Origin of the sequence: Vibrio sp. D401a (genome assembly GCF_030248515.1) — a bacterium.
Lineage (GTDB): Bacteria > Pseudomonadota > Gammaproteobacteria > Enterobacterales > Vibrionaceae > Vibrio > Vibrio rotiferianus.
The window spans coordinates 99,952-124,776 of the sequence record NZ_JAHGAI010000049.1; the positions used below are offsets into that span (position 1 = coordinate 99,952).

23 protein-coding genes, 2 tRNA genes and 1 riboswitch are annotated in these 24,825 nt (G+C 44.2%); of the genes, 11 read left to right on the forward strand and 14 right to left on the reverse strand.

Features of this window, described 5'->3' with window-relative positions:
- The first annotated feature begins 90 nt into the window (after positions 1 to 90).
- The 3 genes from KIV41_RS21190 to KIV41_RS21200 all read left to right on the forward strand — a co-directional run bounded on the left by KIV41_RS21190 (position 91) and on the right by KIV41_RS21200 (position 3,277).
- Positions 91 to 687, forward strand: coding sequence for a short chain dehydrogenase (locus KIV41_RS21190; RefSeq protein ID WP_285337640.1), 597 nt, complete (start codon positions 91 to 93; stop codon positions 685 to 687).
- A 309-nt stretch (positions 688 to 996) separates the two neighbouring features.
- Entirely contained in the window at positions 997 to 1,341 is a 345-nt protein-coding gene (locus tag KIV41_RS21195) for a DUF3316 domain-containing protein (RefSeq protein ID WP_285337641.1), read from the forward strand.
- A gap of 118 nt (positions 1,342 to 1,459) precedes the next feature.
- On the forward strand, positions 1,460 to 3,277 hold the full coding sequence (locus KIV41_RS21200) for a DUF3413 domain-containing protein (protein WP_285337642.1): 1,818 nt from the start codon (positions 1,460 to 1,462) through the stop codon (positions 3,275 to 3,277).
- A 329-nt stretch (positions 3,278 to 3,606) separates the two neighbouring features.
- On the opposite strand, the gene KIV41_RS21205 is transcribed toward KIV41_RS21200, so the two are convergent.
- Positions 3,607 to 4,581, reverse strand: a complete 975-nt coding sequence (locus KIV41_RS21205; RefSeq protein WP_285337643.1) for a porin — start codon at positions 4,579 to 4,581, stop codon at positions 3,607 to 3,609.
- Between the two features lie 169 nt (positions 4,582 to 4,750).
- Positions 4,751 to 5,671: a LysR family transcriptional regulator gene (locus KIV41_RS21210; RefSeq protein WP_270050788.1), complete on the reverse strand. Its 921-nt coding sequence runs from the start codon at positions 5,669 to 5,671 to the stop codon at positions 4,751 to 4,753.
- A gap of 364 nt (positions 5,672 to 6,035) precedes the next feature.
- Here KIV41_RS21210 and KIV41_RS21215 point away from each other — a divergent pair, with 364 nt between their 5' ends.
- The 3 genes from KIV41_RS21215 to KIV41_RS21225 all read left to right on the forward strand — a co-directional run bounded on the left by KIV41_RS21215 (position 6,036) and on the right by KIV41_RS21225 (position 11,465).
- The gene (locus KIV41_RS21215) at positions 6,036 to 7,214 is read left to right on the forward strand and encodes an efflux RND transporter periplasmic adaptor subunit (RefSeq protein WP_285337644.1); all 1,179 of its coding nucleotides are present in this window, start codon (positions 6,036 to 6,038) and stop codon (positions 7,212 to 7,214) included.
- 9 nt (positions 7,215 to 7,223) lie between these two features.
- Entirely contained in the window at positions 7,224 to 10,358 is a 3,135-nt protein-coding gene (locus tag KIV41_RS21220) for an efflux RND transporter permease subunit (protein WP_285337645.1), read from the forward strand.
- A gap of 183 nt (positions 10,359 to 10,541) precedes the next feature.
- Positions 10,542 to 11,465, forward strand: a complete 924-nt coding sequence (locus tag KIV41_RS21225; RefSeq protein WP_009705995.1) for a LysR family transcriptional regulator — start codon at positions 10,542 to 10,544, stop codon at positions 11,463 to 11,465.
- A gap of 223 nt (positions 11,466 to 11,688) precedes the next feature.
- Here KIV41_RS21225 and KIV41_RS21230 read toward each other — a convergent pair.
- From KIV41_RS21230 to hppD, 8 genes are all read right to left on the reverse strand, one after another.
- Positions 11,689 to 11,765 (reverse strand) — tRNA-Val (locus KIV41_RS21230).
- Between the two features lie 46 nt (positions 11,766 to 11,811).
- Positions 11,812 to 11,888: transfer RNA gene (locus tag KIV41_RS21235), tRNA-Val, on the reverse strand.
- 179 nt (positions 11,889 to 12,067) lie between these two features.
- Positions 12,068 to 12,406: a hypothetical protein gene (locus KIV41_RS21240; protein WP_010447842.1), complete on the reverse strand. Its 339-nt coding sequence runs from the start codon at positions 12,404 to 12,406 to the stop codon at positions 12,068 to 12,070.
- 146 nt (positions 12,407 to 12,552) lie between these two features.
- On the reverse strand, positions 12,553 to 13,215 hold the full coding sequence (locus tag KIV41_RS21245) for a DUF2726 domain-containing protein (RefSeq protein WP_010447841.1): 663 nt from the start codon (positions 13,213 to 13,215) through the stop codon (positions 12,553 to 12,555).
- A 184-nt stretch (positions 13,216 to 13,399) separates the two neighbouring features.
- A complete protein-coding gene (maiA, locus tag KIV41_RS21250; RefSeq protein ID WP_285337646.1) occupies positions 13,400 to 14,068 on the reverse strand; it encodes a maleylacetoacetate isomerase in 669 nt (222 codons plus the stop codon).
- Positions 14,069 to 14,088: 20 nt separating this feature from the next.
- Positions 14,089 to 15,126, reverse strand: a complete 1,038-nt coding sequence (locus KIV41_RS21255) for a fumarylacetoacetate hydrolase family protein (RefSeq protein ID WP_285337647.1) — start codon at positions 15,124 to 15,126, stop codon at positions 14,089 to 14,091.
- Between the two features lie 9 nt (positions 15,127 to 15,135).
- Positions 15,136 to 16,266 carry a homogentisate 1,2-dioxygenase gene (locus tag KIV41_RS21260; RefSeq protein WP_285337648.1) on the reverse strand — a complete coding sequence of 377 codons (1,131 nt, stop codon included), beginning with the start codon at positions 16,264 to 16,266 and terminating at the stop codon, positions 15,136 to 15,138.
- Positions 16,259 to 17,332: a 4-hydroxyphenylpyruvate dioxygenase gene (gene hppD, locus KIV41_RS21265; RefSeq protein ID WP_285337649.1), complete on the reverse strand. Its 1,074-nt coding sequence runs from the start codon at positions 17,330 to 17,332 to the stop codon at positions 16,259 to 16,261. Before hppD ends, KIV41_RS21260 begins: the two co-directional genes overlap by 8 nt.
- A gap of 388 nt (positions 17,333 to 17,720) precedes the next feature.
- Between hppD and KIV41_RS21270 the strand changes: the two genes are divergently transcribed.
- Complete coding sequence (locus KIV41_RS21270; RefSeq protein WP_038887163.1) at positions 17,721 to 18,182, forward strand: TetR family transcriptional regulator; 462 nt, start codon at positions 17,721 to 17,723, stop codon at positions 18,180 to 18,182.
- A 164-nt stretch (positions 18,183 to 18,346) separates the two neighbouring features.
- Here the strand turns inward: KIV41_RS21270 and KIV41_RS21275 are convergent, their stop codons facing one another.
- Positions 18,347 to 19,081, reverse strand: a complete 735-nt coding sequence (locus KIV41_RS21275) for a hypothetical protein (RefSeq protein WP_045387528.1) — start codon at positions 19,079 to 19,081, stop codon at positions 18,347 to 18,349.
- Positions 19,082 to 19,112: 31 nt separating this feature from the next.
- A complete protein-coding gene (locus tag KIV41_RS21280; protein ID WP_010447828.1) occupies positions 19,113 to 19,271 on the reverse strand; it encodes a hypothetical protein in 159 nt (52 codons plus the stop codon).
- Between the two features lie 529 nt (positions 19,272 to 19,800).
- A riboswitch (glycine riboswitch) is annotated at positions 19,801 to 19,902 on the forward strand.
- 117 nt (positions 19,903 to 20,019) lie between these two features.
- On the opposite strand from KIV41_RS21280, the gene KIV41_RS21285 reads away from it, so the two are divergent.
- Positions 20,020 to 21,396, forward strand: coding sequence for a sodium:alanine symporter family protein (locus tag KIV41_RS21285; RefSeq protein WP_010447826.1), 1,377 nt, complete (start codon positions 20,020 to 20,022; stop codon positions 21,394 to 21,396).
- Between the two features lie 51 nt (positions 21,397 to 21,447).
- Here the strand turns inward: KIV41_RS21285 and KIV41_RS21290 are convergent, their stop codons facing one another.
- Together KIV41_RS21290 and KIV41_RS21295 are read right to left on the reverse strand one after the other, a co-directional pair.
- Complete coding sequence (locus tag KIV41_RS21290; RefSeq protein ID WP_285337650.1) at positions 21,448 to 22,014, reverse strand: threonine transporter RhtB; 567 nt, start codon at positions 22,012 to 22,014, stop codon at positions 21,448 to 21,450.
- Positions 22,014 to 22,649: a LysE family translocator gene (locus KIV41_RS21295; protein WP_005396787.1), complete on the reverse strand. Its 636-nt coding sequence runs from the start codon at positions 22,647 to 22,649 to the stop codon at positions 22,014 to 22,016. Before KIV41_RS21295 ends, KIV41_RS21290 begins: the two co-directional genes overlap by 1 nt.
- 309 nt (positions 22,650 to 22,958) lie before the next feature.
- Here KIV41_RS21295 and KIV41_RS21300 point away from each other — a divergent pair, with 309 nt between their 5' ends.
- From KIV41_RS21300 to KIV41_RS21310, 3 genes are all read left to right on the forward strand, one after another.
- Positions 22,959 to 23,453 (forward strand): hypothetical protein, encoded by a 495-nt coding sequence (locus KIV41_RS21300; RefSeq protein ID WP_285337651.1) that lies wholly within the window; start codon positions 22,959 to 22,961, stop codon positions 23,451 to 23,453.
- Between the two features lie 85 nt (positions 23,454 to 23,538).
- Positions 23,539 to 24,033, forward strand: a complete 495-nt coding sequence (locus KIV41_RS21305) for a hypothetical protein (protein ID WP_010447818.1) — start codon at positions 23,539 to 23,541, stop codon at positions 24,031 to 24,033.
- 86 nt (positions 24,034 to 24,119) lie between these two features.
- Entirely contained in the window at positions 24,120 to 24,824 is a 705-nt protein-coding gene (locus tag KIV41_RS21310; protein ID WP_010447816.1) for a fimbria/pilus periplasmic chaperone, read from the forward strand.
- The last annotated feature ends 1 nt before the right edge of the window (position 24,825 follow it).

Here is a 24,825-nt window from a genome sequence, read left to right on the forward strand (position 1 = left end):
TAGTTACAAGTAAAACAACCTTTACCTCTCTACACGAACAAATCTCTTTATCCAATAATGTGACTACACAACGGAAACGGAGATAGAAAAATGAAAAGAGTACTCGTTCTTGGCTCAACTGGTTTAATTGGTCGTCAATTTGAAACGCTACTAAAAGATAAAGCAGAAGTAATTGGTGCATCGTTCAATCACCCAGAAAATCCGGTAGATTTATCTAAGCCCGAATCGCTTAAAGCGCTCTTTGAGAAAGTCGGTAAAGTTGATGCCATCTTCTGTACCGCAGGCGTAGCAAACTTGGCTCCGTGGGCCGACGCGCCGGACTCTAAATGGGAATTCGGTATCAACAACAAAATGATGGGACAAATCAATACCATTCGTTTTGGTGAGAAATACGTGAATGACAACGGTGTCATTGTACTTACTACTGGTATTTTGGCTCAGCACCCATTCCAAGGCAGTGGCATCGTTACCACCGTAAATGCAGCAGTAGAAGCGGCCATAAAAGCGGCGGTCACCGAGATTGATCGAATTCGAATCAACGCAGTGTCTCCTGGATGGGTCGCAGAAACCATGGTTGCAATGGGTATGGATCCTGAACCGGGCATGCCAGCTATCGAAGTTGCTCAGCACTATGTAAACCTGTTGGAATACAGTGCAACCGGCGAGATCATCACTGCCGTTAAATAACCAATCACAACATCTAACCCTGTTTTTTAAAAGCGATGGCCTTATCGAGGTCATCGCTTTTTTTGCATTCTAAGCCTACATCACAACCAACACATTTTTGATGCTTTTGTGGACAATTGTTTTTGCCTAATCCCCTAATTTAAATGAGGTTTTCTCAAGTCTAGAATCGGGACAATTTCACCACAATGAATGGAAAACATAGTGATTCACGTCACAAAAACCTCATGGCACAATCTCTTCCGTCAAGTAAAGAAACAGGGATTCGTTAGACACTTTACCGTTTAATTAAATATTACTTTAGGTGACACTATGAGAAAGCTAATGACTCTAACTTCTCTTATGCTCGCAAGTTTTTCTGCCTTTGCAGGTATCCACACTGAGCATGGTACACAGAGAATTGTAACGGATAACTTCGCCGATAAATCATCCGCTTACGAAGCAAGCTTTGATCTTATCAACGAGATTCAAGACATGTCTCAAACCGAATTGCGCCGTGAACTGAGCATTATTGGTCATGGATTCGCACGCGACATCCGTTTAGACAACACTTACGTAACGGTAGAAGAATATTCAGAGCAACGTGACGAAGTAAAATACCGTGCGATCGTGAATGTCTTCTACAACTATCGTGCAAGCGACTCTGGCAACAACTAAGCTCAATTCCGCACGTTTTTGATAACTTCTCCACCCTCTCTTACGGTGGAGAGGTTGTTTTCATCTGGGAAACTTCCCGTCTTCTCATCACTCTCGTGACACAACACTTCTAAAAACTATGTTCAAACAAACTGCGAATAATATCGCGTGGTTGATGGCTTTCTTTGCCTGTTTTTCCATCTATTTATCCATCGTTTGCTATCCGTTTCTTTTTTCAAACTCATTTTCTGAACCACTTACCACCCTTCAATTGTATTATTTGGTCGCAACCCAATACGCTTGGCTTGGCCTGATTGCACTGCCATTTTTACTTTGCTGCCTGTTGCTCTCTTTCTTGCCATCACATCTATTCAAAGGCGTGGTGATCCTCGTTGCCATCGCACTCTTAGTCATGCTGAGTGTCGACATTTTGGTTTTTCAGCAGTACAAGCTCCACATCAACGCCTTACTTATCCGCATCTTCTTTGAAGGTGGAAAAGAGGTATTTGAAATATCTTGGATGACCTGGTTGATTTTCGTTGGAGAGATCGCGCTACTCATTTCAGGGTTAATGATGACGGTTTGGTTAAGCGGCAAGCTTGCGTCGAGCCGTCTGAAATATCTGTTGTTCAGTGTTTGGTTTGTCCTATTGCTCACTACGCAATTCATCCATGCCTATAAGAACGCCCTCTATGACGATGAGGTAAGCCAATTCACGAATAACTGGCCTCTCTATTATCCACTCACTGCGCGTAAATTTATCTACAAACATGATTTGGTGGATCAAACCATCGCGGCTCAGAACCGAGTTGAACTGAAGGCCGTCAAAAGTGGAGCTCTCAATTACCCCCTCGCGCCATTATCAGTCTCTTCCAAAGAAACAAAGCCGAATGTCCTGTTTATCTTGATTGACGCTTGGCGTTACAGTGATGCAACCGCCGAAATCATGCCCAATATCACGCAATTTGCGGAGCAAACCATCAACTTTTCTGCACACATGAGTGGCGGCAACTCAACGCAGGCCGGCGTTTTCAGCTTGTTTTATAGCTTACCCGCCACGTACTGGAACAGCTTTTACGCAAGCCAAAAATCGCCTGTGTTTATGGATGCATTACAAGGCCAAGGGTATCGCATGGGTGTCTTTGGTTCTGCTTCACTCACCAGCCCTCCTTTGTCACGCACCGTTTTCAAAAACGTTGAAAACCTGACGCTTAAGCGCGATGGCAAAACGCAGGTAGAGCGAGACCAAGAAATCACCGATGAGTTTATTCAATTTAAGAACCAAGCGAGTGACTACCCGTACTTTGGATTTCTGTTCTATGATGCAGCCCATGGAACCAGCTTTCCTGAGCCTGAATTTGCTAAGTTCACGCCTTATTGGGAGCGTGTCGACCACATCAAACTTAACAATGACTTCGATGCCACGCTTTATCACAATCGTTATAAGAACTCGCTGTATTATATCGACAGTTTGATTGCGCAAGTGCTGGATAACGTGGATTTAGACAACACTATCGTTGTAATCACTTCCGATCACGGTGAAGAGTTCAACGACCATCAGATGAACTACTGGGGTCATACTGGCAACTACAGTGCGACTCAGGTTCACGTTCCGCTTTACGTGTATATGCCAAAGAAAGCGCCTCAAACAATCCGTTATCGAACCACTCATTTCGATGTTGTTCCTACACTCATGAATCAGCTCTTTGACGTGACGACGAGCCCCGAATCTTACAGTGTCGGTCATAACCTGTTTAACGAAAACGCATCTCGTGATTGGTTCATTGCTGGCAGTTATTACAACTACGCGCTAGTCGGAAGAGAGAACATGCTTGTGGTTAACCCGGGCGGGCATTCGCAACTGCTTCGAAATGATTTACACATCGATCATTCGGGTCGAGTTCCGGTCGAAACCATGCAGAGAGCACTCGATGAAATGTCCCGTTTCTATTATTGAGTTGCCGGCTACTACTTCGCCTCGCTTTATGCGGGGCTTTTTTATATCGAGCAGAAACGGGAATATTTGGGTAACAAATAATAACAAGTGCAAGTTACAAGCAAAAAAAAGCAGCAAATAATTTGCTGCAAAACATTAAGAAATACAAATATACGTAAATGTTAACCTTCCTAGCAGTGGATTAGCTAACGGAAAGAATAATAAATCAAACCATGAATTCACTCACGATTTATATTATCCATTCATTATGGTAAAAATAGCCGCCAGAAATAACAGATACAAAAAAAGCCGATGAAGTTATCTTCATCGGCTTGTATGTTAATCAGTGATTAGAATGAGTAACGAGCAGCAACGGCAAATACGTCGTCTTCGTTTTCAACATCATTGATTTTGTATTCTGCTAGCGCTTTAAAGTTTTCTGTTAAGTTGTACTCCGCGCCGATAGATACGTAATCTACCGTGTCAACGTCATTACGCTCTAGGTTGTTGTAACCTACCAACGCAAGGAAATCATCCGTCACTTTGTACGTTGCAACGGCTTCAATACCAGTGTAATCCGCGTTTACATCAGAACCATCTTTTGCCCAGTTTTCACCATCACTGTACAGCGCCGCTACGTAGAATGCATCGTACTCGTAAGAGATCGCAGAAGTGAATAACTCAGCGTCGTTACCACCTGTAAGTGTTTCACCTTCGTTGTAACCTAGAGCCACTTTAAAGCCAAACGGAAGTTGGTAATCCGCGGCTATACCGTATGAGTTCGAGTCAGTCGACACTTCGTCGTTTTCTGCTTGGTAGCTTGCATGAACGTTTAAGCCAGCAATGCTTGCCGTTGCTTTGAAGACAGAGTCTGAACGGCCTGTGCCAAATACGTCTGCACTTACGCCTGCCGCTTCGTTACCAAACTCAGGGAAGATATCAGTGTAATCAGAAACCAGCGTCACAGCACCGTATTGGCGACCGTAGCTGAACGTCGCGTAATCTGTCGCAACACCCACATAGCCTTTACGTACATCAAACTCATCATCTTCAACACCGTTAACGTCACGACGGTTTGATTTAAACTCAAGCTCATAAAGACCAAACGCGTAAAGATCATCATTAATTTTAGATTCGCCGCTTAGGCCAACACGTACGTAACTGTTATCGCCATCTACGTCTTTATCATCAGAGAAGTAATACATACCCTGCATACGGCCATGAACATCTAATGTTGTTGTATCGTTAGAGAATACTTCTGCTGCTGATGCACCATTCGCTACAATAAGAGAAAGAATTGCGAAGGCTGTTTTATTCATTTTCATTTAATTACCACTACTTGTTTGTTAATAAGCGGTGACAATTATGCTCAAATTATTATTTTATATTAGCGACAATTTTACTATTTAAAATGGTTATTTTTGAACGAATAACTTCCATGTTAAACATTTACAAATAAAATTATTACTATATTCTAATAAACAAACTAGAACATTATAGGTAGCTTTCCCAAATAGCAGGTTTACCAATCACCTCTTGAACCATGTCAATAAAGAGCTTACCAAGAGGCTGCTGATCACGATGAGAGTACATCGCATAAACTTCGCCAGAATCGGGTAATTTATAATCTGGTAATAAACGAATTAACCCTTGTTCATCAATGTGCTTTTGCAAATAAAACTGGCCAATTAACGCATAGCCTAAGCCAGATTTTACAGAATCGATAATTGACTCGGCTTCGTTGACTAAGTATTGTCCTCTCATAGTAAACGTTTTTGTTTCATCCGAATCTAAACTCGTCGGGATGCGTAATTTATCAGCAATAAAGCTTTCGTTTGAATATACAATTGATGGCAGTTTAATCAAGTCTTCTGGTGTTTCTGGCATACCATACGTCTCAATAAAATCTCTTGAAGCGACTAATGCCAACTTATTGGAGGCAAGCTTTCTGACGATCATATTGGAATCGCGAATTTGACCAATTCGAAATACCACATCATAACCCTCACTGATCACATCAACCCGATTATCATCCAAAACCAATTCAACACTGATTTCAGGGTATTTCTTGATGAACAATTCAATAGCACGATTGATGTAAGTTCGACCAAAAAACGTTGAGCTAGAAATCTTCAGATGCCCACGAGGCTCATCATGAAACGTTTCAGCTATCTTCTTGGTTTCATTAAGAACTTCCCTCACCTTTTTGGCTTGCTTTACCATCTCTGCACCTGCACTTGTCAAAGACAGAGAGCGTGTTGAGCGGTTTAACAAACGCAATCCTAAATCATCTTCCAATCTTTTAATTTGCTTAGACAGCGCGGAGCGATCAATGTGGTTCCTATCCGCTGCCTTGGCAAACGTACCAAATTCCGCAACGTCCAATAACAACTCAAGCTGTGTAGCAAGATCCATCCAACTCCCTCTCCTAATATTGTGATGAAGAGCCGATTTTACAAAATCCATCAATAATTATTATGGTTATTTTTGCACTAATGAAATGATAAAAATGCATCATTTGGCTATTTAAACTTTGATTTAACTGTGTTTTATCGACGCATTTTCTCTATTACAAAATGATATAAACCATTTCGAACTAATATATATATCAACAACATTCGCAGGGTTTATATTTCTAAGTTTCTAAAATTAAAAAGAATTTAGTTTACATTGATTGATTCGTGCATTTTTTTCAATTCTATATGTTTTATCTATGCACTTATTCTCCACAATTCCTCTCAGTAGAATCGCCTCCTCAAATTTTTGACGAGGATTGATTATGTTAAAAAAAGCAGTGGTTACAGGAATTAGCCTAGCGGTATTGTCCGCTTGCAGCTCTGATGACAAACCAGCAACACAACAAGCTCCTGCGTTTGTCCCTGTAGACGTGGCGACCGTAGCATATGAACCGGTTCAATCGTGGTTTACCTTTACGACGCGACTTGAAGCGCCTCAAGAGGTTTCTCTTATGCCACGAGTATCGGGCGTGATTGAAACCATTGAATTTGAAGATGGAGAAGCCGTACAAAAAGGCGACCTACTCGCAACACTCGATGCAAGAACCTTTGAAGCAGAAGTCGCACGCCTTGAAGCGCAATTACTGAGCGCGAAAGCCTCCCTAGAACAAGCGAATAGTGACTTGCGCCGTGCATCAAAATTGGTGGAGCGTCGAGCCATCTCCCAAGAGCAAGCGGAATCTCGCTCGACATCGGTTAAACAACGAAAATCGGAAGTATTGGCACTTCAGGCTCAGTTGAAATCTGCCAAGCTTGATCTTGAGTTCACACAAATCTACGCACCTATTAGTGGCACCATCTCGAATGCGTTTATCACTGAAGGCAACAACGTAACGGCGAACCAAAGCATCATCAGTAACATTGTTTCGAATGACAAAGTTTACGCTTATTTCAACGTTGATGAACGTACATGGAACCGCAATTTCTCTGACACCACAGCGGCGAGCGAGACGCCGGCTCGCCTGCAGTTAACAGGCAAAGAGCAGCGCCCTTACTTTGGTTACATCGATTTTATCAACAATACGATCGATCCAAATACAGGCACATTACAGGTTCGCGCTGTGTTTAATGCTAATAATCGACCGCTACGAGTTGGTTCTTTTGGTCGCGTGCAAATCACCACCAGCTTGCCAAAAGAAGAAGTGTTGATCCCAGAACGTGCTATCGGTACTGACCTAGAAAACCGCTTTGTTCTGACCATGAACAAGGACCATGTTCTGCAATATCAGCAAGTAGAAGTCGGTGAGCGTTACGGCAAGTACCGCGCTATTACACAAGGTTTGGATTCAGACGACATCATTGCCGTCAATGGCCCTGCAAAGGTCGGCCCTAGCACTCAAATTCAACCAAGAAACGTCGAGCTCGACCTGACGTCTGTGCCGTTGATCTTGGCGTCCGCCCCTTCAAAAACCACTCAACCTATGACAAATGCACAAGAGTAAGGCGATTCAATGAAGTTTGCGCATTTTTTCATCCAGAGACCGATCTTCGCATCGATGCTCTCTCTACTCATATTGATTGTTGGAAGCATTTCTTTGTTCCAACTCCCAGTGAGTGAATACCCAGAAGTCGTGCCGCCTACGGTTGTTGTAACCGCGAACTACCCAGGTGCGAACCCAAAGATCATCGCAGAGACGGTAGCAACGCCGTTGGAGCAAGAGATAAACGGCACGGAAAATATGCTCTACATGTTTTCTCAAGCCACCAGTGATGGTCGAATGACACTAACGGTCACTTTCGCGCTTGGCACTGATCTCGATAAGGCTCAGGTTCAGGTTCAAAACCGCGTGAACAGCGCCCTACCGCGTTTGCCTCAAACCGTACAACGCTTAGGTGTAGTAGCAGAAAAAGCATCACCAGATCTGACCATGGTGGTACACATTTATTCTCCGGATAACAGCCGAGAAGTCAGTTACCTTGCGAACTATTCGAACCTTTACATCAAAGACGATATCGCTCGCCTTGGCGGTGTGGGTGACGTTCAGTTGTTTGGTGGCGGCGAGTACTCAATGCGCTTATGGCTCGATCCAGACGCATTAGCCTCTCGCAACTTAACAGCAATGGACGTGGTCAATGCGGTAAGACAGCAAAACCAACAAGTCGCAGCAGGCTCACTTGGTGCACAACCTTCCACTATCGACAATCAATTCCAAGTGTTGCTCAACGTGAAAGGTCGCTTGGAGAACATTGACGAATTTAACGACATCATTGTTCAAGTCGGTGATAACGGTGCTTTAACTCGTTTGAAAGACGTAGCTCGTATTGAACTCGGTCAAAACACCTATGCTCTGCGTGCACTGCTAAACGGCAACTCTGCTGTAGCCATGCCTATTTTCCAACGTCCGGGCGCTAACGCGATTGAACTATCAAATGAAGTTCGTGACACCATGGCGGAGCTATCGAAGAAGTTCCCTCAAGGCGTGTCTTACGAGATTGCTTATGATCCAACCGTCTTCGTACGCGGTTCAATCAATGCCGTAATCAGCACCTTGCTTGAAGCGATTGTATTGGTGGTTATCGTCGTAACCTTGTTCTTACAGACATGGCGAGCATCCATCATCCCAATCATTGCCGTACCGGTTTCTCTTGTTGGTACTTTCGCTGTGATGCAAATGCTTGGCGTCTCAATCAACACTCTATCCTTGTTCGGTTTGGTATTAGCGATCGGTATTGTTGTGGATGACGCGATCGTTGTGGTCGAGAACGTAGAGCGGAACATTCACAATGGCTTAAAACCGCTGGAAGCGACCAAAAAAGCCATGGAAGAAGTGACCGGCCCCATCATCGCTATTGCTTTGGTGCTGTGTGCGGTATTCATCCCTACGACGTTTATTACTGGTTTGTCTGGTCAGTTCTACAAACAGTTTGCCTTGACGATCACGATTTCAACCATCATTTCGGCAATCAACTCTCTGACCCTTTCTCCAGCCTTGTCTGCCTTACTATTGAAAGAAAAAGGTGCAAAACCCGATCGTTTAACGCGTATTTTGGACGCCGTGTTTGGCAAGTTCCTGTTCAAGCCGTTTAACAAGCTGTTTGATTATGGTTCAAACCGATATGAAGCTTTGGTGAAGAAACTGGTTCGTTTCAGCGCGATTGTCGTTACTGCCTACCTCGTTCTGCTTGGTGGTACAGGCTCGCTGTTTAACGCCGTACCTGGTGGTTTTATTCCACAACAAGACAAACAGTATTTGGTTGCCATCGCTCAATTACCTGATGCCGCGAGCTTAGATCGAACGGAAGAAGTGATTCGAGAGATGGAGACGCTTGCTCTGGCGACGCCTGGTGTTTCACAGACCATTTCCTTCCCGGGGTTGTCTGTAAATGGCTTCACCAATAGCCCAAACAGCGGCATTGTTTTTGTTACGTTGGATGCATTTGAAAACCGAACAGATCCAAGTTTAGGTGCCAATGCCATTGTCGCAGCATTGAACCAGAAATTTGCCGTGATCGATGAAGCGTTCGTCGCTATTTTCCCACCACCGCCAATTCAAGGTTTAGGCTCGACAGGTGGCTTCAAATTGCAGATTGAAGACCGTGGTAATAAAGGCTTCGACCAGTTGTTCCAGCAGTTGAACCTAGTGATTCAAGAAGCAAGCAAACGCCCAGAGCTCATGGGGCTTTACTCAACGTTCCGTATTCAGGTGCCTCAAATGGATATCAACGTTGACCGTGAGCAAGCCATGTTACAAGGCATTCCATTGGAAGAAGTCTTCAACGCACTGCAAGTTTACTTAGGTTCATTGTATGTCAACGACTTCAATATGTTTGGTCGTACATACCAAGTAAATGCGCAAGCCGATATTGATTACCGTCTCGACCCTGAACAAATCTTGTCTTACAAAGTAAGAAGTGCATCAGGCAAGATGGTCCCACTTGGCGCTGTACTTGAGATTACGCCAACCATTGGTCCAGATCGTGTGATGCATTACAACGGCTACCCAAGTGCCGAGCTTAATGGCAGCCCAGCCTTCGGTTACAGCTCGGACGAAGCGCAAAAAGCCATAGAAGATGTGCTAGCAGCGAACTTGTCAGAAGGAATGGTGTATGAGTGGACTGACGTTACGTACCAACAAATTTTGGCGGGCAATACCATGGTTTATATTTTCCCATTGGTTGTCTTGTTGGTGTTCATGGTGCTTGCTGCGCAGTACGAGAGCTTGAAGTTGCCATTGGCGATCATCTTAATTGTCCCGATGACGATCTTCTCTGCTCTTGGCGGTGTGTGGCTGGTTGGAGGCGATAACAACATCTTCACCCAGATCGCATTGATTGTGTTGGTCGCGCTCGCATGTAAGAACGCCATTCTCATGGTCGAGTTTGCCAACGAGTTGAAAGGCAGTGGTAAAGATCATTTGTCTGCGATTTTGGAAGCGTGTCGCTTGCGTTTGCGTCCAATCTTAATGACCTCTATCGCCTTCACGGCAGGCGTTGTTCCTCTTGTGTTAGGCAGTGGAGCCGGTGCCGAGATGCGTCAAGCGATGGGTATTGCTGTGTTCTCCGGCATGGTGGGTGTTACCTTCTTCGGTTTGCTACTCACCCCAGTGTTTTACATGCTCGTCAGTAAAGGTCGAAAACAGAGTTAACGCTTTAGTTCACCACGAAATAGAAAAAGGAACCGATATTGCTCGGTTCCTTTTTACTTATGACTTTATCGATAAGTTTCATTGCGTTAACTGATACCAATAAGCCTGACGAAACAAATCGGACTAGACATTCACCTAAACAAGGCTTTATAACGTGAATCCAACGACTCAAGGAGCACACCATTGGATTTAGCAAACAAACTCGAACTGCTGCTAGAAGTATCCAAAGCGGGATCATTTGCCAAAGCGGCTGATCGCATGAACATGGACCGTTCTGTTCTGTCCAAACATATCAAGCAGCTTGAAGAATACCTTGGCGTTCGTCTGGTAAACCGCACCACTCGCTCTCTTTCCATGACTCAAATTGGCTTACAGGTGATTGAGAAAGCCGAGCAAATCTCGACACTATTAGACGAGACGAAGCAACTGACCTCTTCATTCCAAACGGATTTGAGTGGCAACCTAAAGATCTCAAGTTCGACTATGTTTGGGCGCCAATATTTGCAGCCTGCTATTCAGCGCTTTTTGGAGCAGTTTCCTAAAGCATCGATTGAGCTTCTCTTAGATGATCATCATGTTGACGTAGTCGGCAACAACTTCGATATTGCGTTTCGAATTGGTCCGATGCGCGACTCTACCCTCGTCGCGAAAAGACTGGCAGAGAACAAAGTCGCCATTGTGGCGTCTCAATCTTTTATTGAAAAACATGGTGAACCGAAAACCCCTCAAGCGCTGTCTTTATTGCCTTCCATTGTGTATGCCAACGGAAACTTTAACGCAGACAAATTGAAGTTCATTTCTAAAACAGAGCCAGACCAGTTGGATGTGTATTCAATGACGAGCGCTTACCGCGTCAATGAGCCTGAATTGATCATAGAAAGCGCAAAAGCTGGGCTCGGCTACGCGCAGATTGGTCAGTTCATGGTGCATGAAGAGTTGGAATCAATGGGGTTAGTTCAGCTATTGGCGGATTACGATATCCCAACACATGGCGATATTTACGCGATGTACACCCATAGACAGCATTCACCTTTGCTCAAAGAGTTTATCGACATCGTCCAAGATGTCATCGGCACGCCAGCGAACTGGGAAGCTTATTTTCGTTAATGGTTTTCAGCAACGAATTGGCATATCAAAAAGAGGTTCGTTGGTTTCCCGAGCCTAGCTAATGCAACTGCCTTAACGCAAGATTAATAAGGCAATCCCGCTTTTCATATGTATTAGTGGGATTTATCGAATTCTGAGAGAGAAACGTACATAGAGTAAGAGTTAGATACAACAAAGCCCGCTAAGTTAGCGGGCTTTGCGTTTGTTCACGAAGAACTAAATTTGGTGGGTCCGGGCGAACTCGAATCGCCGACCCCTACCATGTCAAGGTAGTACTCTAACCAACTGAGCTACGGACCCAAATTTAATGTTCAGCATACTTTGGTTTTAGTATGGCTTTAAGGAGTGGTGGGTCCGGGCGAACTCGAATCGCCGACCCCTACCATGTCAAGGTAGTACTCTAACCAACTGAGCTACGGACCCATTCCTTAAGAACGAGAAGGATATTAGCTATATCCTATGAGGGGTGCAAGTATAAATTAACTAACTTTGAATCGTTTGGCGAAAATCTAAACTCAACGCCCGTTTTCAGACGATTTTATCGTCAAAGCCACGCCTGACTGGGCGTAAAAGTGTGATCTACTTAACTTTTGTGTTTTAGATTAATTATCATAAGGCACTTCATTCAGCATCCAAATCTGCAGAACTTGCGACACATTTGGACAGTAGCCAAACAGAATCTGATATTTCGGTTCAAACGGTTCACCAATGTATGTCGTGCGGATCAGTTCGCCAGTTTTAAGATCAACTTGTGTACTCACCCGCCCCTTAAAGTTCTGGAAAATCGCAAACTGCTCGCTGTGGTAAACCATCTGCTCACGATAAAACAAGAAGTGGTCTTGCGGTGTGTCTATCAGTTGGCATTCAAGTGGTTTGAGTGACTGCTGAGCGTTGCTACTGAATGCGAGTAGCAGTGCAGAAAGAATCCATCCATATCGCATAACACGTCCCTATTCTTCTTTCTTTATCAAAGTATAGGAGCTATCGGAGCCACTGTTGCAAAGAGCGGTTCTTATAGCCTTACATAAACAAAAAGGCTTCGACCTATGAGTCGAAGCCTCTCTTAAAAGCGACATGCTAACAGCATCTATTCACTTTCTGTATCAAACACCACATTATAGTTTTCGGTGTAAGTACAGTTTGGTTGACGACTACAAGTAAAGAATCGTCTCCCTTTAAAATCTCCTTGGCTTGCCGTTCTAATGATCATCGGGCTGCCACATTTCTTACAAAAACGTATTTCTTTATCAGGCTCAATCAAATCAATATGCGCGGCCAATAAGCGGCGTAAACGGCCGACTTGGTAGCTGTGTTTTACCGATGCGCCAATCAAAGGTAAATTCGCCGATTTGCATACATGCATCAGCAACTTTTGGCGCTCGACTTTGCCTTTATGGAGTTGCTGACCATTGTCCAGTTCAATGATCACTCTTGGCTCTAACGTTCTCGGATCGCAGATAACGTAATCAAAGTAACTACGTGAGATTCTGTTACTCGCAACGAAAAACTGTTTCTTGTTTTTAATGTCCTTTGGAACAACGACGTTGGACATATTAACCTTGGCAAGTACGACTCCATGCTCACCTACCGCAGCTCGCAATGCATTGAAAAACGCGCTTTCTGGCCCTTTCAATACTGGCCCTTTAGAACGATACGGGTAATCTTTCGTATCATCCTGCTTCACAACATACTTTTGAATAATAAAGAAGAAAACAACCAGAAGAACAACAATGATAAAGATGTTGGTCATAGATAAAGTGCGCCCAAAACAAACAGTTACTCAAAGCCTAATGGGAAAACTACAGCAGAGCAACAAAACTGATAAAAATTGCGGGGTGATAATAACAGTAGCGGGCGATTTGCGTTAATCAAACAAGAATATAAACGGGCTCAACTGGAGCCCGTTTGTTAATCGTTAAGGTACAGAGAAAGCGTTAGCTGTTTGCGTCAGTTTGATTCTCTGGCATGGCATCAATAAACGCTGGCAGTTGATTACACGCCGCTACAATCGAATTGATCACAGGATAAGGTGTCATGTCCACGCCAAATCGCAACGCGTTGTACACTTGCGGTACTAAGCAAATATCAATAACAGAGGGAACGTCAGTCACACTGTAGGTACAGTTTCCATGTTGTTGTCGATACTGAGTTAGCTTCTCTTCCAATGCCGTAAAGCCTTGATTTACCCAATGATGAATCCATTCGATTTTTGTCTCTTGGTCACAAGACATCGCCCCTTCTAGATACTGCAACACGCGCAAGTTGTTAAGAGGGTGAATTTCCATCGCGATATCTTGGGCCATTGCTAATACTTGGTATCTCAGCGGCGATTGCTCTGGAATCACAGGTACTTGAGGATACTGCTCATCGAGATACTGAATGATGGCAAGAGACTGATTTAACTTAACATCACCATCCACCAGCACTGGCACGAGTTCAGAAGCGTTTAACTCATGATATTCCGCGCTGTGCTGCTCGCCGCCATTACGTACCAAATGAACCGATTTTGAATCGTAACCCAAGGCTTTCAAGTTTAAACAAATGCGAACTCGATAAGCCGCCGAAGAACGCCAGTAGCCATAGAGGGTGATGTTATCGCTCATCGCTTCCTTACCTCTCACTGTTAGTGTTTTAGGTATTGGCTGACTTGCTGATCAATCGCGCCAAAGATCGAGTTACCATCTGCGTCAAACATCTCTAGCTTGATTGCGTCACCAAACGACATAAACCTTGTCGATGGCTTACCATCACAAATGGTTTCAATCATTCGCACCTCTGCAATACACGAGTAGCCCACACCACCTTCTTCGATAGAGGTACCATGCTCGGTGCCCTGCTTGTTCGATACCGTACCAGAACCAATGATCGCCCCAGCAGAAAGTGGACGGGTTTTGCTTGCATGGACAATCAAATCAGCGAAGTCAAACGTCATATCAACGCCAGCATTCGGGCAGCCAAACGGCTTGTGATTGTAGGTTGAGACAAGCGGCAGATGCACTTTATTCTCATACCATGCATCGCCAAGTTCATCTGGTGTTACCGCAACGGGAGAGAACGCCGATGACGGTTTTGATTGGAAGAAGCCAAAACCTTTGGCGAGCTCTGCTGGGATCAAACCGCGTAACGAAACATCATTGACCAACATGATGAGACGAATCGATTCTTGCGCTTCGGCAATGCTTGCTCCCATCGGAACATCACCTGTGATAACCGCGACTTCTCCTTCGAAATCGATACCCCATTCATCACTGGCAAATTCAATGTTGTCACAAGGGCCAATAAACGCATCCGAACCACCTTGATACATAAGCGGATCAGCCCAAAAGCTTTCCGGCATTTCTGCACCGCGCGCTTTACGCACTAGCTCGACGTGATTGACGTACGCACTTCCGTCTGCCCATTGATATGCACGAGGCAGTGGTGACTCTAGATAGTGGGATTCAAACTCTTCGCATCCCGATACGTCACCGCTATTTAATGCGCTATAAAGCTCTTCAAGTTGTGGCGCAACTCTGTCCCAATTATCCAATGCCACTTGCATGGTTGGCGCGAGGTGCATTGCATGGAAAATTTCGGTTGCAGGTACGCATATTGTTAGGTCTTTGCTCACGACCATCAACAGGCCATCGCGAGTACCATTTTTCTTGGTTGCTAATTTCATCCTTGCCCCTTACTTCTCTTGCCAGCTATAGACGTATTCTTTGTTTTCAACCTTATCGAGTTCATCAGAGAACTCGAGCGCGTGGCGTGTATCAATCATCACTGCCACTTCATCGGTAAACTTCTTCTTGTATTCCTGACCAGCTTTGAACGCTTTCGGGTGAGGGCCGTGTGTGAAGCCCGCCGGATGGAAAGTCACCATACCAGCTTCAATGTTGTCACGGCTGAAAAAGTCCCCCGCGTGGTAGAACAAGACTTCATCATAATCGTCATTATTATGATAGAACGGCACCTTCAATGCGCCAGGATCGCTTTCGATCGGACGAGGTACAAACGTACACACCACAAATCCAGCACCAACAAATGTGGTATGTGCGGAAGGCGGTAAGTGATAACGATGCGACATCAAAGGTCGAATATCACGCCAGTTCACTTTCACCACTGCCAAGTCACCGTGCCAACCAATGGCATCAAGTGGATTGAATGGATAAGTAATGACGCTGACTTTGTCATGGCGCTTCACCTGTACCTGCGTCAGTTCTTCTGAGTATTGCGCGCGAAATGCGTCGTTAATCGAAGGCGTTTCCAGAACCGCCGGGTCAAATACAGCATGATTACCCACCATGCCTTTCTCTGGCAGAGAATAAGCGGCATCGGTGTTTTCAATCATCAGAACAAACATTGGCTCACTTGGTTCTAATCGCCAACTGGTCGAGCGCGGGATCATCACGTAATCCCCTTCACTCACTTTGAGATGACCATAGTCGCAATAAAGGTCGGCCGTTCCGTGGTGGATGAATAGCAGCTCATCACCATCAGCGTTGCGGACCAAGAAGTCCATCTTCTCTTCCATACGCCACACTCGAACCTTACAGTTGGCGTTGTGTAGAAGATGTGGCACTGCCCAAGGCGAAATCTGGCTCGCCGTTTCAACTAGGTTGAAATCGAAAGCGCGCGGACGTAAGTCCCCCTCCCACTCAGACCAACCTGTCGGTGCATGTTGATGATGAAAGTGTGCTGCTGGGCCAAAGAATCCACTTCGACCTGCTTCACGTTCGTAAATTGCCTCTTCCGGGAAATCAGCATGTGCTTGCTTGGAGCACACTCCCTCCCGATGAGGGAATGTGATCCATTTATGCATCGCTTAGTACTCCTCGGCGGATTTGGTCTTCTTCAATCGATTCGAACAGCGCCTTGAAATTACCTTCACCAAAGCCCTCATTGCCTTTACGTTGAATGATTTCAAAGAACACCGGGCCAATTACCGTCTGAGTGAAAATTTGCAGCAAAATGCCGTCTTTGGTCGGTGCGCCGTCTATTAAAACTCGTAAATCACGTAGTTTGCTAACATCTTCTCCGTGCCCTTTCACACGCTCGTCCACTTTCTCATAGTAGGTGTCTGGCGTCGGCATAAACTCCATTCCACGATCACGGAGCGTTTGAACGGTTTGATAAATATCATCGGTGGTCAGCGCGATGTGCTGAATACCTTCACCGTTGTATTCACGAATGAACTCTTCAATCTGCGATTTTTCATCAGAAGACTCATTGATTGGAATGCGGATCTTGCCACAAGGTGCGGTCATTGCGCGGCTAACAAGACCGGTCAGTTTACCTTCGATATCGAAATAGCGGATCTCGCGGAAGTTACCAATGCGCTCGTAGAATCCTGACCACACATCCATATTGCCTTGCTTCACGTTGTGGGTCAGATGGTCAATTTCATACATACCAACGTCGGCTTTCGCTAAACGTTCGTCGGCATCGTCATAGAAACGGAAGTCGACATCGTAAATACTCTGCTTGCCGTAACGATCAACGAAGTACAGAAGGCTTTCACCAATACCGTATATCGCTGGAATGCTCAGTTCCATTGGACCAATTTCAGTTTTGTACTCAACGCCACCGTTATCCAGCGCTTGCTTTAATGCGACGTTCGCGTCTTTCACACGAAATGCCATGCCACAAACCGATGGGCCGTGAACTTTAGCAAAGCCTTCTGCTTGACTGTGCGGCTGGGCGTTAACGATAAAGCTGATGTCACCTTGTCGGTACAGCCAAGCCTCTTTAGAGCGGTGTTTTGCGATCTCTGCAAAACCCAACGATACAAACAGCGCTTTTAATTGTTCAATGCCTTCGCTATTCGCCGCTGTGTATTCCACAAATTCGAATCCATCCGTTCCTAATGGGTTGTAGGTGTCCACCATGACTTTCTCCTTATGTCATTGCTGTATTTGAACATGCGTTCTCGTTCGATATTTCTAACTTGGCGCAGGAGGAGAAAAATTGGAATACATGAGTGGAAATCTGGCTTTACGCAGTTTTAAATGGCAGTTGTAAAATTTATGTTACACACAATTTTGCAATAGCAAACGTTTACGACAATTATACGGAAAGCGAGCTATATCAATGCATTATCATATCCATCAGCAATTTACACACCACAAGCAAATGTAAACAAGTTGTTACCTTGGCTATTTTTTTGGCCAGTTATGCGCATTTCTCATGCGAACAACGTCAATATTAGGTTTCCGATATGGAATGGTAGACGATAAGTGGTAGTATCTTTTTTTAATCACAACACTGGCAATAGTTATGGCACGCCGAACACAAGAAGATACCCAAATCACCATCAACACCATTCTCGATGTTGCAACAGAGCAATTGATAACGCTTGGTTACGAGAAAATGTCTTACACAACGTTGAGTGAGCAGACAGGGATATCGAGGACGGGGATCAGCCACCACTTTGCAAAGAAAGTAGATATTCCATGTGCGCTTCAAGGTCGCCTACTCAAGCTGATGGTTGAAAAGTTAGATCTCTCAAAGAATGAGACGGTGTTTATAGCGAGTTGGCAGAAAGCTCTCGAAGACGGTCAGTTCTTGGCGATATGGCGCCTCGCTTTCCAAATGACGATAGGCAGACATCATCAACCTTACGTTTATGAGCTAACCTCTCAGGTAGAGAGCTTAGTCGCTTATAAGCTCAGCCAACCATGTTATAAGACTATTGAATGGCTGATAGGGTTAACGCTTATGAAAATAGGGAAAGCGTAAAATTATACCAATCACAGTAAGTAACTGGAGTTAGCGCAGGAAAAACATCTGAAAACAAGGCTAGTATTTTTGATTAGTGGTTATTTACTAAGACGGTATTAGATACAACAAAGGAGCTCAGTGAGCTCCTTTTTAATATGTGGTTCACTACCGAAGCGATGGTGCTATAAACCCATGTCTTCAGTAATATCTTTAATCTGCTTTAAGTCCATTTTATTGACTTCAATAAGCTGGTCAACTTGGCTTAAACGAGAGTTTGCTTCATCGTATTTATCACAGGCGTCAGATTTCACATCCCAAGATTTGCCTTCTAAGAAAACATCACACTCTTTCTTTAGCTTCTCAATTTTAGGCAATAGTGCTTCGCGCTCTTTCTCAAGAGACTCAAGCTCTTGCGATATTTGTAATTCTTTGCGGAACACCTCTCGAGAACGCTCGAACATCGTCGCTTGCATATCGGCTTGGCGATTCAACTTGTCGTTTTCATTCTTGGTGCTGCTTAATTTGTTTTTCTGCTCTTTCACCTGTGATTCAAGTGCAAGATTCACTTTTTCGACTTCGGTTAACTGTTCTTGAAGTGCTTTTAATTCGGCTTTATGAGCTTCTTCTTTCTCTGCCAACAGTGTCGCTACTTTTGCATCAACTTCTTGATCTAGGCTCGCTTCACGTGTTTTTACTTGAGAGACCAAGTCAGTTTTGTCTTGTGTCAGTGCTTGGTACTTTTCTTCCAACACTTGATACGTGGACTCCCACTTGCTCGCTGTCATTGCCGAGCCAGCTAAACCACCAAATGCCAGACCCAACACTGCCGCAATCGCAATATAAATATGAGTACGCTTATCGCGCTCCTCAATGACAACTACTTCGTCTTGATCTTCAATATTGTTCTGAGAAGTCACCGTATCTTACTCCAAGGGATCTACTGATTTGCTAGCGAGTGAGTTCCGCAATCATGATTGATGCGGTATAAATTAAGAATGCGCCAATCAAGGTAATGACGGTCGCTTTTTGGACTTTTTCATTGGTACGATAACGAAATAACACAAACGCTAACGCCACCAATACTGCAATGGCTAACAATCTGGTCATACTGCCTCCTTGTCCAACTCTGAGAACCTATCTGACTCCATAGACAGTCTCGCAAAAACTCATTGTAACCTATTTCTACGGAGCATACGGTCAACATAGCGTAGAATTTAAAGCGATTGCTCCCGTTTTGATCAAATTAATGTTCTAATTTGAACAACATATCATCAGCCAATCGAAATCCCATCGCGCCCTAGAATCCTTCCCCGACCTTCCATACACACCAAGAATAAACCCAATTGCACGTAATTTGTTTAATTAATCAACAAACCTATGAAATCAAAGCCACAACATCCGCATAATGTATTGAAAATAAATCTTCATTTGGTGTTGAAATGGTAACAAAACATGATAGAGTTCACACGTTAATGGTGACCAGCATCATTAACTAACCTTTACTCATTTGATTGAGTAAATGTTCCGATGAAGACTGCAGGAGAGTGGTTATTAACTAAATTTTAACATTTAGTTAGGGTAACTCGCCGAAGAATTAACTATTTCAGGTGCTACTTAGGTAGCGGGGACTGTAGTTGGAGGAACCTCTGGAGAGAACCGTTAAATCGGTCGCCGAAGGAGCAAGTCCTGCACATTTGTGTAGGGTGAAACTCTCAGGCAAAAGGACAGAGGAGTGGAAAGTAACAACCTAACTATTTGGCGTTCCCGCCTAATTTAAATAGCTTGGCTCTATTAGAGATCTTTGATCTCGTCCTTTCCCTCTTCTCCTTATTAGTTGTTTTATTAAGGGGAAATCATGAACGACCTACAATCTTTACTTCAAACCATTGATAACTTTGTCTGGGGTCCACCACTGCTACTTTTGCTTGTGGGAACCGGTGTTTACTTCACTTTTAGCCTAGGCTTGATCCAGTTTAAGCACCTACCAACTGCGTTAGCGATGGTATTTCGTAAAGATAAGTCATCTGATAAACAGGGTGACGTTTCTAGCTTTGCTGCGCTGTGTACTGCGCTGTCTGCAACAATTGGTACAGGTAACATCGTTGGTGTTGCTACCGCAATCAAACTTGGTGGCCCTGGTGCCCTATTCTGGATGTGGCTTGCCGCTCTATTCGGAATGGCAACCAAATACGCGGAGTGTCTTCTTGCGGTGAAATACCGTCGCGTTGACGACAAAGGCCAAATGATTGGTGGCCCTATGTACTACCTACAATATGGTGTTGGCTCGAAAGCGCTTGCGATCATGTTTGCGGTATTTGCACTGGGTGTAGCGTGTTTTGGTATCGGTACCTTCCCTCAAGTGAACGCGATTCTTGATGCCAGCGAAATTTCTCTCGGTGTAAACCGTGAACTTGCTGCTTTCATCCTGACTCTATTGGTTGCGTTTGTCACTTTGGGTGGTATTAAATCCATCGCGAGTGTTGCAGGTAAAGTGGTTCCAGCAATGGCAGTATTTTACGTACTGGCTTGTTTGAGCGTGATCATCATGAACGCTGACCAATTGCTAAACGCCGTTGAGTTGGTGTTGGTGTCTGCCTTCACTTCAACCGCAGCGACAGGTGGTTTCTTGGGTGCAAGCATTATGCTAGCCATCCAGTCAGGTATCGCTCGCGGTGTATTCTCAAACGAATCTGGTTTGGGTAGTGCACCGATGGCAGCTGCGGCAGCGAAAACAGACTCTTGTGTTAAACAAGGTCTGATTTCAATGACTGGTACCTTCTTCGATACCATCATCATTTGTACTATGACAGGTCTAGCGTTGATCCTGACAGGCGCTTGGCAAAGTGACTTCTCTGGTGCAGCGATGACAACGCACGCATTTGCTGTAGGCTTGAACGCAGAGACATTTGGTCCAATGCTGGTGTCTATCGGCCTGATGTTCTTCGCGTTTACCACCATTCTTGGTTGGAACTACTACGGTGAGCGTTGTGTGGTATTCCTGTTCGGTACTAAAGCAGTGCTGCCATACAAACTGATTTTTGTTGGTTTGGTAGCTTCAGGAGCTTTCCTTCACTTAGACATGATTTGGCTGCTGGCTGATATTGTGAATGGTTTGATGGCAATCCCTAACCTGATTGGTTTGATTGCTCTACGCCATGTCGTGTTGGAAGAGACGAAGCTGTTCTTCAAATCCTCGTCTCAATCTGATGATTTTGATGCAGTGAAAGCATAAACCGAGCTAGAAACTTTAAGCCCGCTGATTTCAGCGGGCTTTTTTATTTTGCTAATCTCTCAGCCATTGGTGTTCGACCTGTTCCCCTTGCTTTTCAAAAAATGAAGAGTGCTGTTGTTTAAACTGATCGACTTTAATGTCATCAATAGGCCACTGTTTAAAGTCTTCATTGATAACTGCTTTTTCTACACCAAACTCAAGCGACACAAGCTTAGGTCTGACATGACGATGAAAGTAGGTTTCTCCGCTACTGTCACACACCATAGGAACATGGGATGCGGGTTCACTGTTAATCGATACCATGGCCCAAATACTAGAGTCAGGCTTACAGCTCTCCTCTTTGACCACATCAATTTCAAACTTATTGTCCAGTGTCGTCATAACATAAATAGCCAATGACTCTTCTAGATAGACGCGTCTTAGTAAAAGCTGCTTTGTGTCTTGTGTTCTAGCTTGTTGGATACCATTTGAAAACGGATGGAAGTATGACCAATGCCACTGCCAGTCCATGTCTCTCTGTTCAAATTGAAGCTGAGGTACGGCTTTCCAAGCGACAGCACCAACCATCGCTGCCAGAAAAAGGAGGAGAATTAATATCAATTGAATAAGTAAACGCATTAGACTGGCTTTTCTACTAGTAACTTAACACCAAGAACAACTAATACCGCACCCGTTGCCCCTTCCATCCACTTCATAAAGCTCGCATTTTTCAGCAAACTTTTCGCCGAATTAAGTGCTCCGGCCAAACCACATTGCCAAACCATCGCAATAATAAAATGAATCATCGCCATCGTCATCGACTGTAACAACGGTGAACCTTCTGGGTTCACAAACTGCGGCAAGAACGCAAGATAAAATACGGCAGTTTTCGGATTCAAAACGTTAGAAAGAAAACCTTCCCGAAAAGATCGTTTCCCACTGTAGGCCTGATGAACTTGCTCTGAGACTGCAATACCACCATTGGCCTTCATCAATGCTCTTAAACTACTTAGACCAAGCCATATCAAGTACGCCGCGCCAATCATTTTCACGGTTTGGAAAAGCTCCGCAGATTGCGCAAGAATGGCAGAGATACCAACCGCTGAGAAAAAAGCGTGCACAAACAGCCCAAAACAAATCCCTAAACTGGTCGTGCAACCATCTTTCAGTCCAGAGCGACTGGTATTACGGATCACCAAAGCAGTATCCAAACCAGGCGTTAAGGTCAAAATGGTAATGGCAACCAAAAAGGCCTCAAAATTTAAAATATCCATATCATTGATTGAGTTATTGAGAATTACCCATCAATACCGCCAATCAGTGTGTTCTGCAAGTCCATTTTTATAAATCAGCATGTAAAGCCTCTACCCCACCAATGAAAATGGCTATTTTCCATGGCAACGGCCTCTGCATCAGTTGCTTACCCCTGCTCTCAACCTTGAGTTAATTCACCAGAAAAATGCAAAACTACAACTATATCTACAACTTTTATGTATCGCTTCCAACTTGTTTACTACTTCATTATTCATAGGGAGACTTATAGTTTTGTTAGTTCAAACGTATTAATTCACAAAGGACGTCAGATGTGCCGACTCAAAGCTAATTTGATTTATTTGACGATTTCCCAGTTTTGGATGTTGGGATATGTCCAAGCTGACAGCTTATCGATGAATATATCTGGCTATATCGGTGATCAATGTGAAGTAAATTTTGGTTCTAATGACACTATGGACTTTTCTAATGAAATATCAAGAACACTACCTTTTGACATATATTGCAACCAACCAATAGTGCTTACTATTCGTTCAAAATACGGCGGTCTTAAACACGAAGATAATGAACTTGTAAACCTCACTCATTATTCCATCAATTTGGATGTTAGCTCAATAAATATCGCTACAGAGTTAAACAGTGAGGATATTACCACACCAGTACAAATTGACAGTTTTGGCGCTATTCCTTTTTCCACTATTGGGGAACTAGGAGTAACGCTTGAGCATGGCTTGCTATACGCAGGCTATTATAAAGACGTCATTGAAATTGATATCTACCCATCAATAAATAACGTCACGAAGTAGGAAATCTGCAATTTCGCAGAAAAGCTAGCTCGGCAGGATTTGAGCTAAACATGAATGTTATCTCTTGAGTTAAAGGAATCTTCTTATGAAAAAACTAACGATTTGCGCAGCAGCAATTACTGCTTTATTTGGTACTCAGGTCAATGCTGCACCGGGCGATGTTCAATTAGTTGGTTATGTTTCACCTGTTTGTGAAGTTACAGGGCTTGCTACTCAACTTCTTGATTTCGGCGATGTAACGAATATTCAAACTGTATCCCTCAACCTGGGTATGCAATGTAATGATGTTGATGGTGCAACCGTTTCTCTAACCAGCTCAGAAGGTGGTTTGGAATCTGATGATAATGAGGACTTTGCGCTGGAATACACTGCTACGTTTACTCCTACCGGTTTGTCTCCTCTGGTTTTGAATGCACCTGGTGGTCCTGGTCTTAATGATGTATCGGTAGATGTTGCCTACCCTGGTTCATCAACGTTGGCAGGTGGTGTTGGCGCGACCTTAACGGTAGCAACGACTGAAACAGCGGCTTGGGCTGGCGGCTACTCTGATACGTTAACTGTGAATATCACATCAAACTAATCGATATTCTTCCCCCCCCAATGGGAGGCTTAGGCACGGGCCTCCCTATAACAACAGCAACACCGATGAACTTGATGGAGCTCAACATGTCTCGTTGGATAAATTTAGTAGTACTATCTTTAGTTTGTTCTTATGCACACGCTTATAAAGTCGAGCCTATGGTTGCAGAAATGGAACCTCTCGGTAAACGAGCACAGATGTCCATGCGTATAGACAACACCTCCCGAGCGCCCCTCACCGTTGAGCTCTATCCTTTTTCTATGACAATGGATGAGCACGGAAAAGAAACCATCCGAGCAGCGGATGACGAGTTACTTGTCATACCCGTAACCGCCATTATTGAACCAGGTCGTTCCCAGTCTGTGATGATCCGATACTTAGGCGACCCATCGATCACTCAATCAAAATCGTATCGTATTGCCGTTAAGCAAGTAGAGGTTAAGCGAGGTGATGGCAACAACGGTCAACTTGGGTTACTGCTCCAGTTCAATACACTTGTCAATGTGAGACCAAAGAATACAGCACCAGCTCTTGATATTAAGAGTGTGCAAGAAGGGGAAAATAAGTGGATCGTTGAAGTCGAAAATACTGGAAACAGTTATGGCAGATTAACGAAAACTAACTGGCGAGTAACTGATGGCAACCATTCTAAATACCTCAAGGGCATCGACATTAGTAAGCTGATAGCGGGGACATTAGTGTTACCACATTCGACACGCTATTTTGACATGCAGCCACTGGATGGATTTGATGCATCTAAGGTATCAATCGAGATCGATCAGGACGAATAAC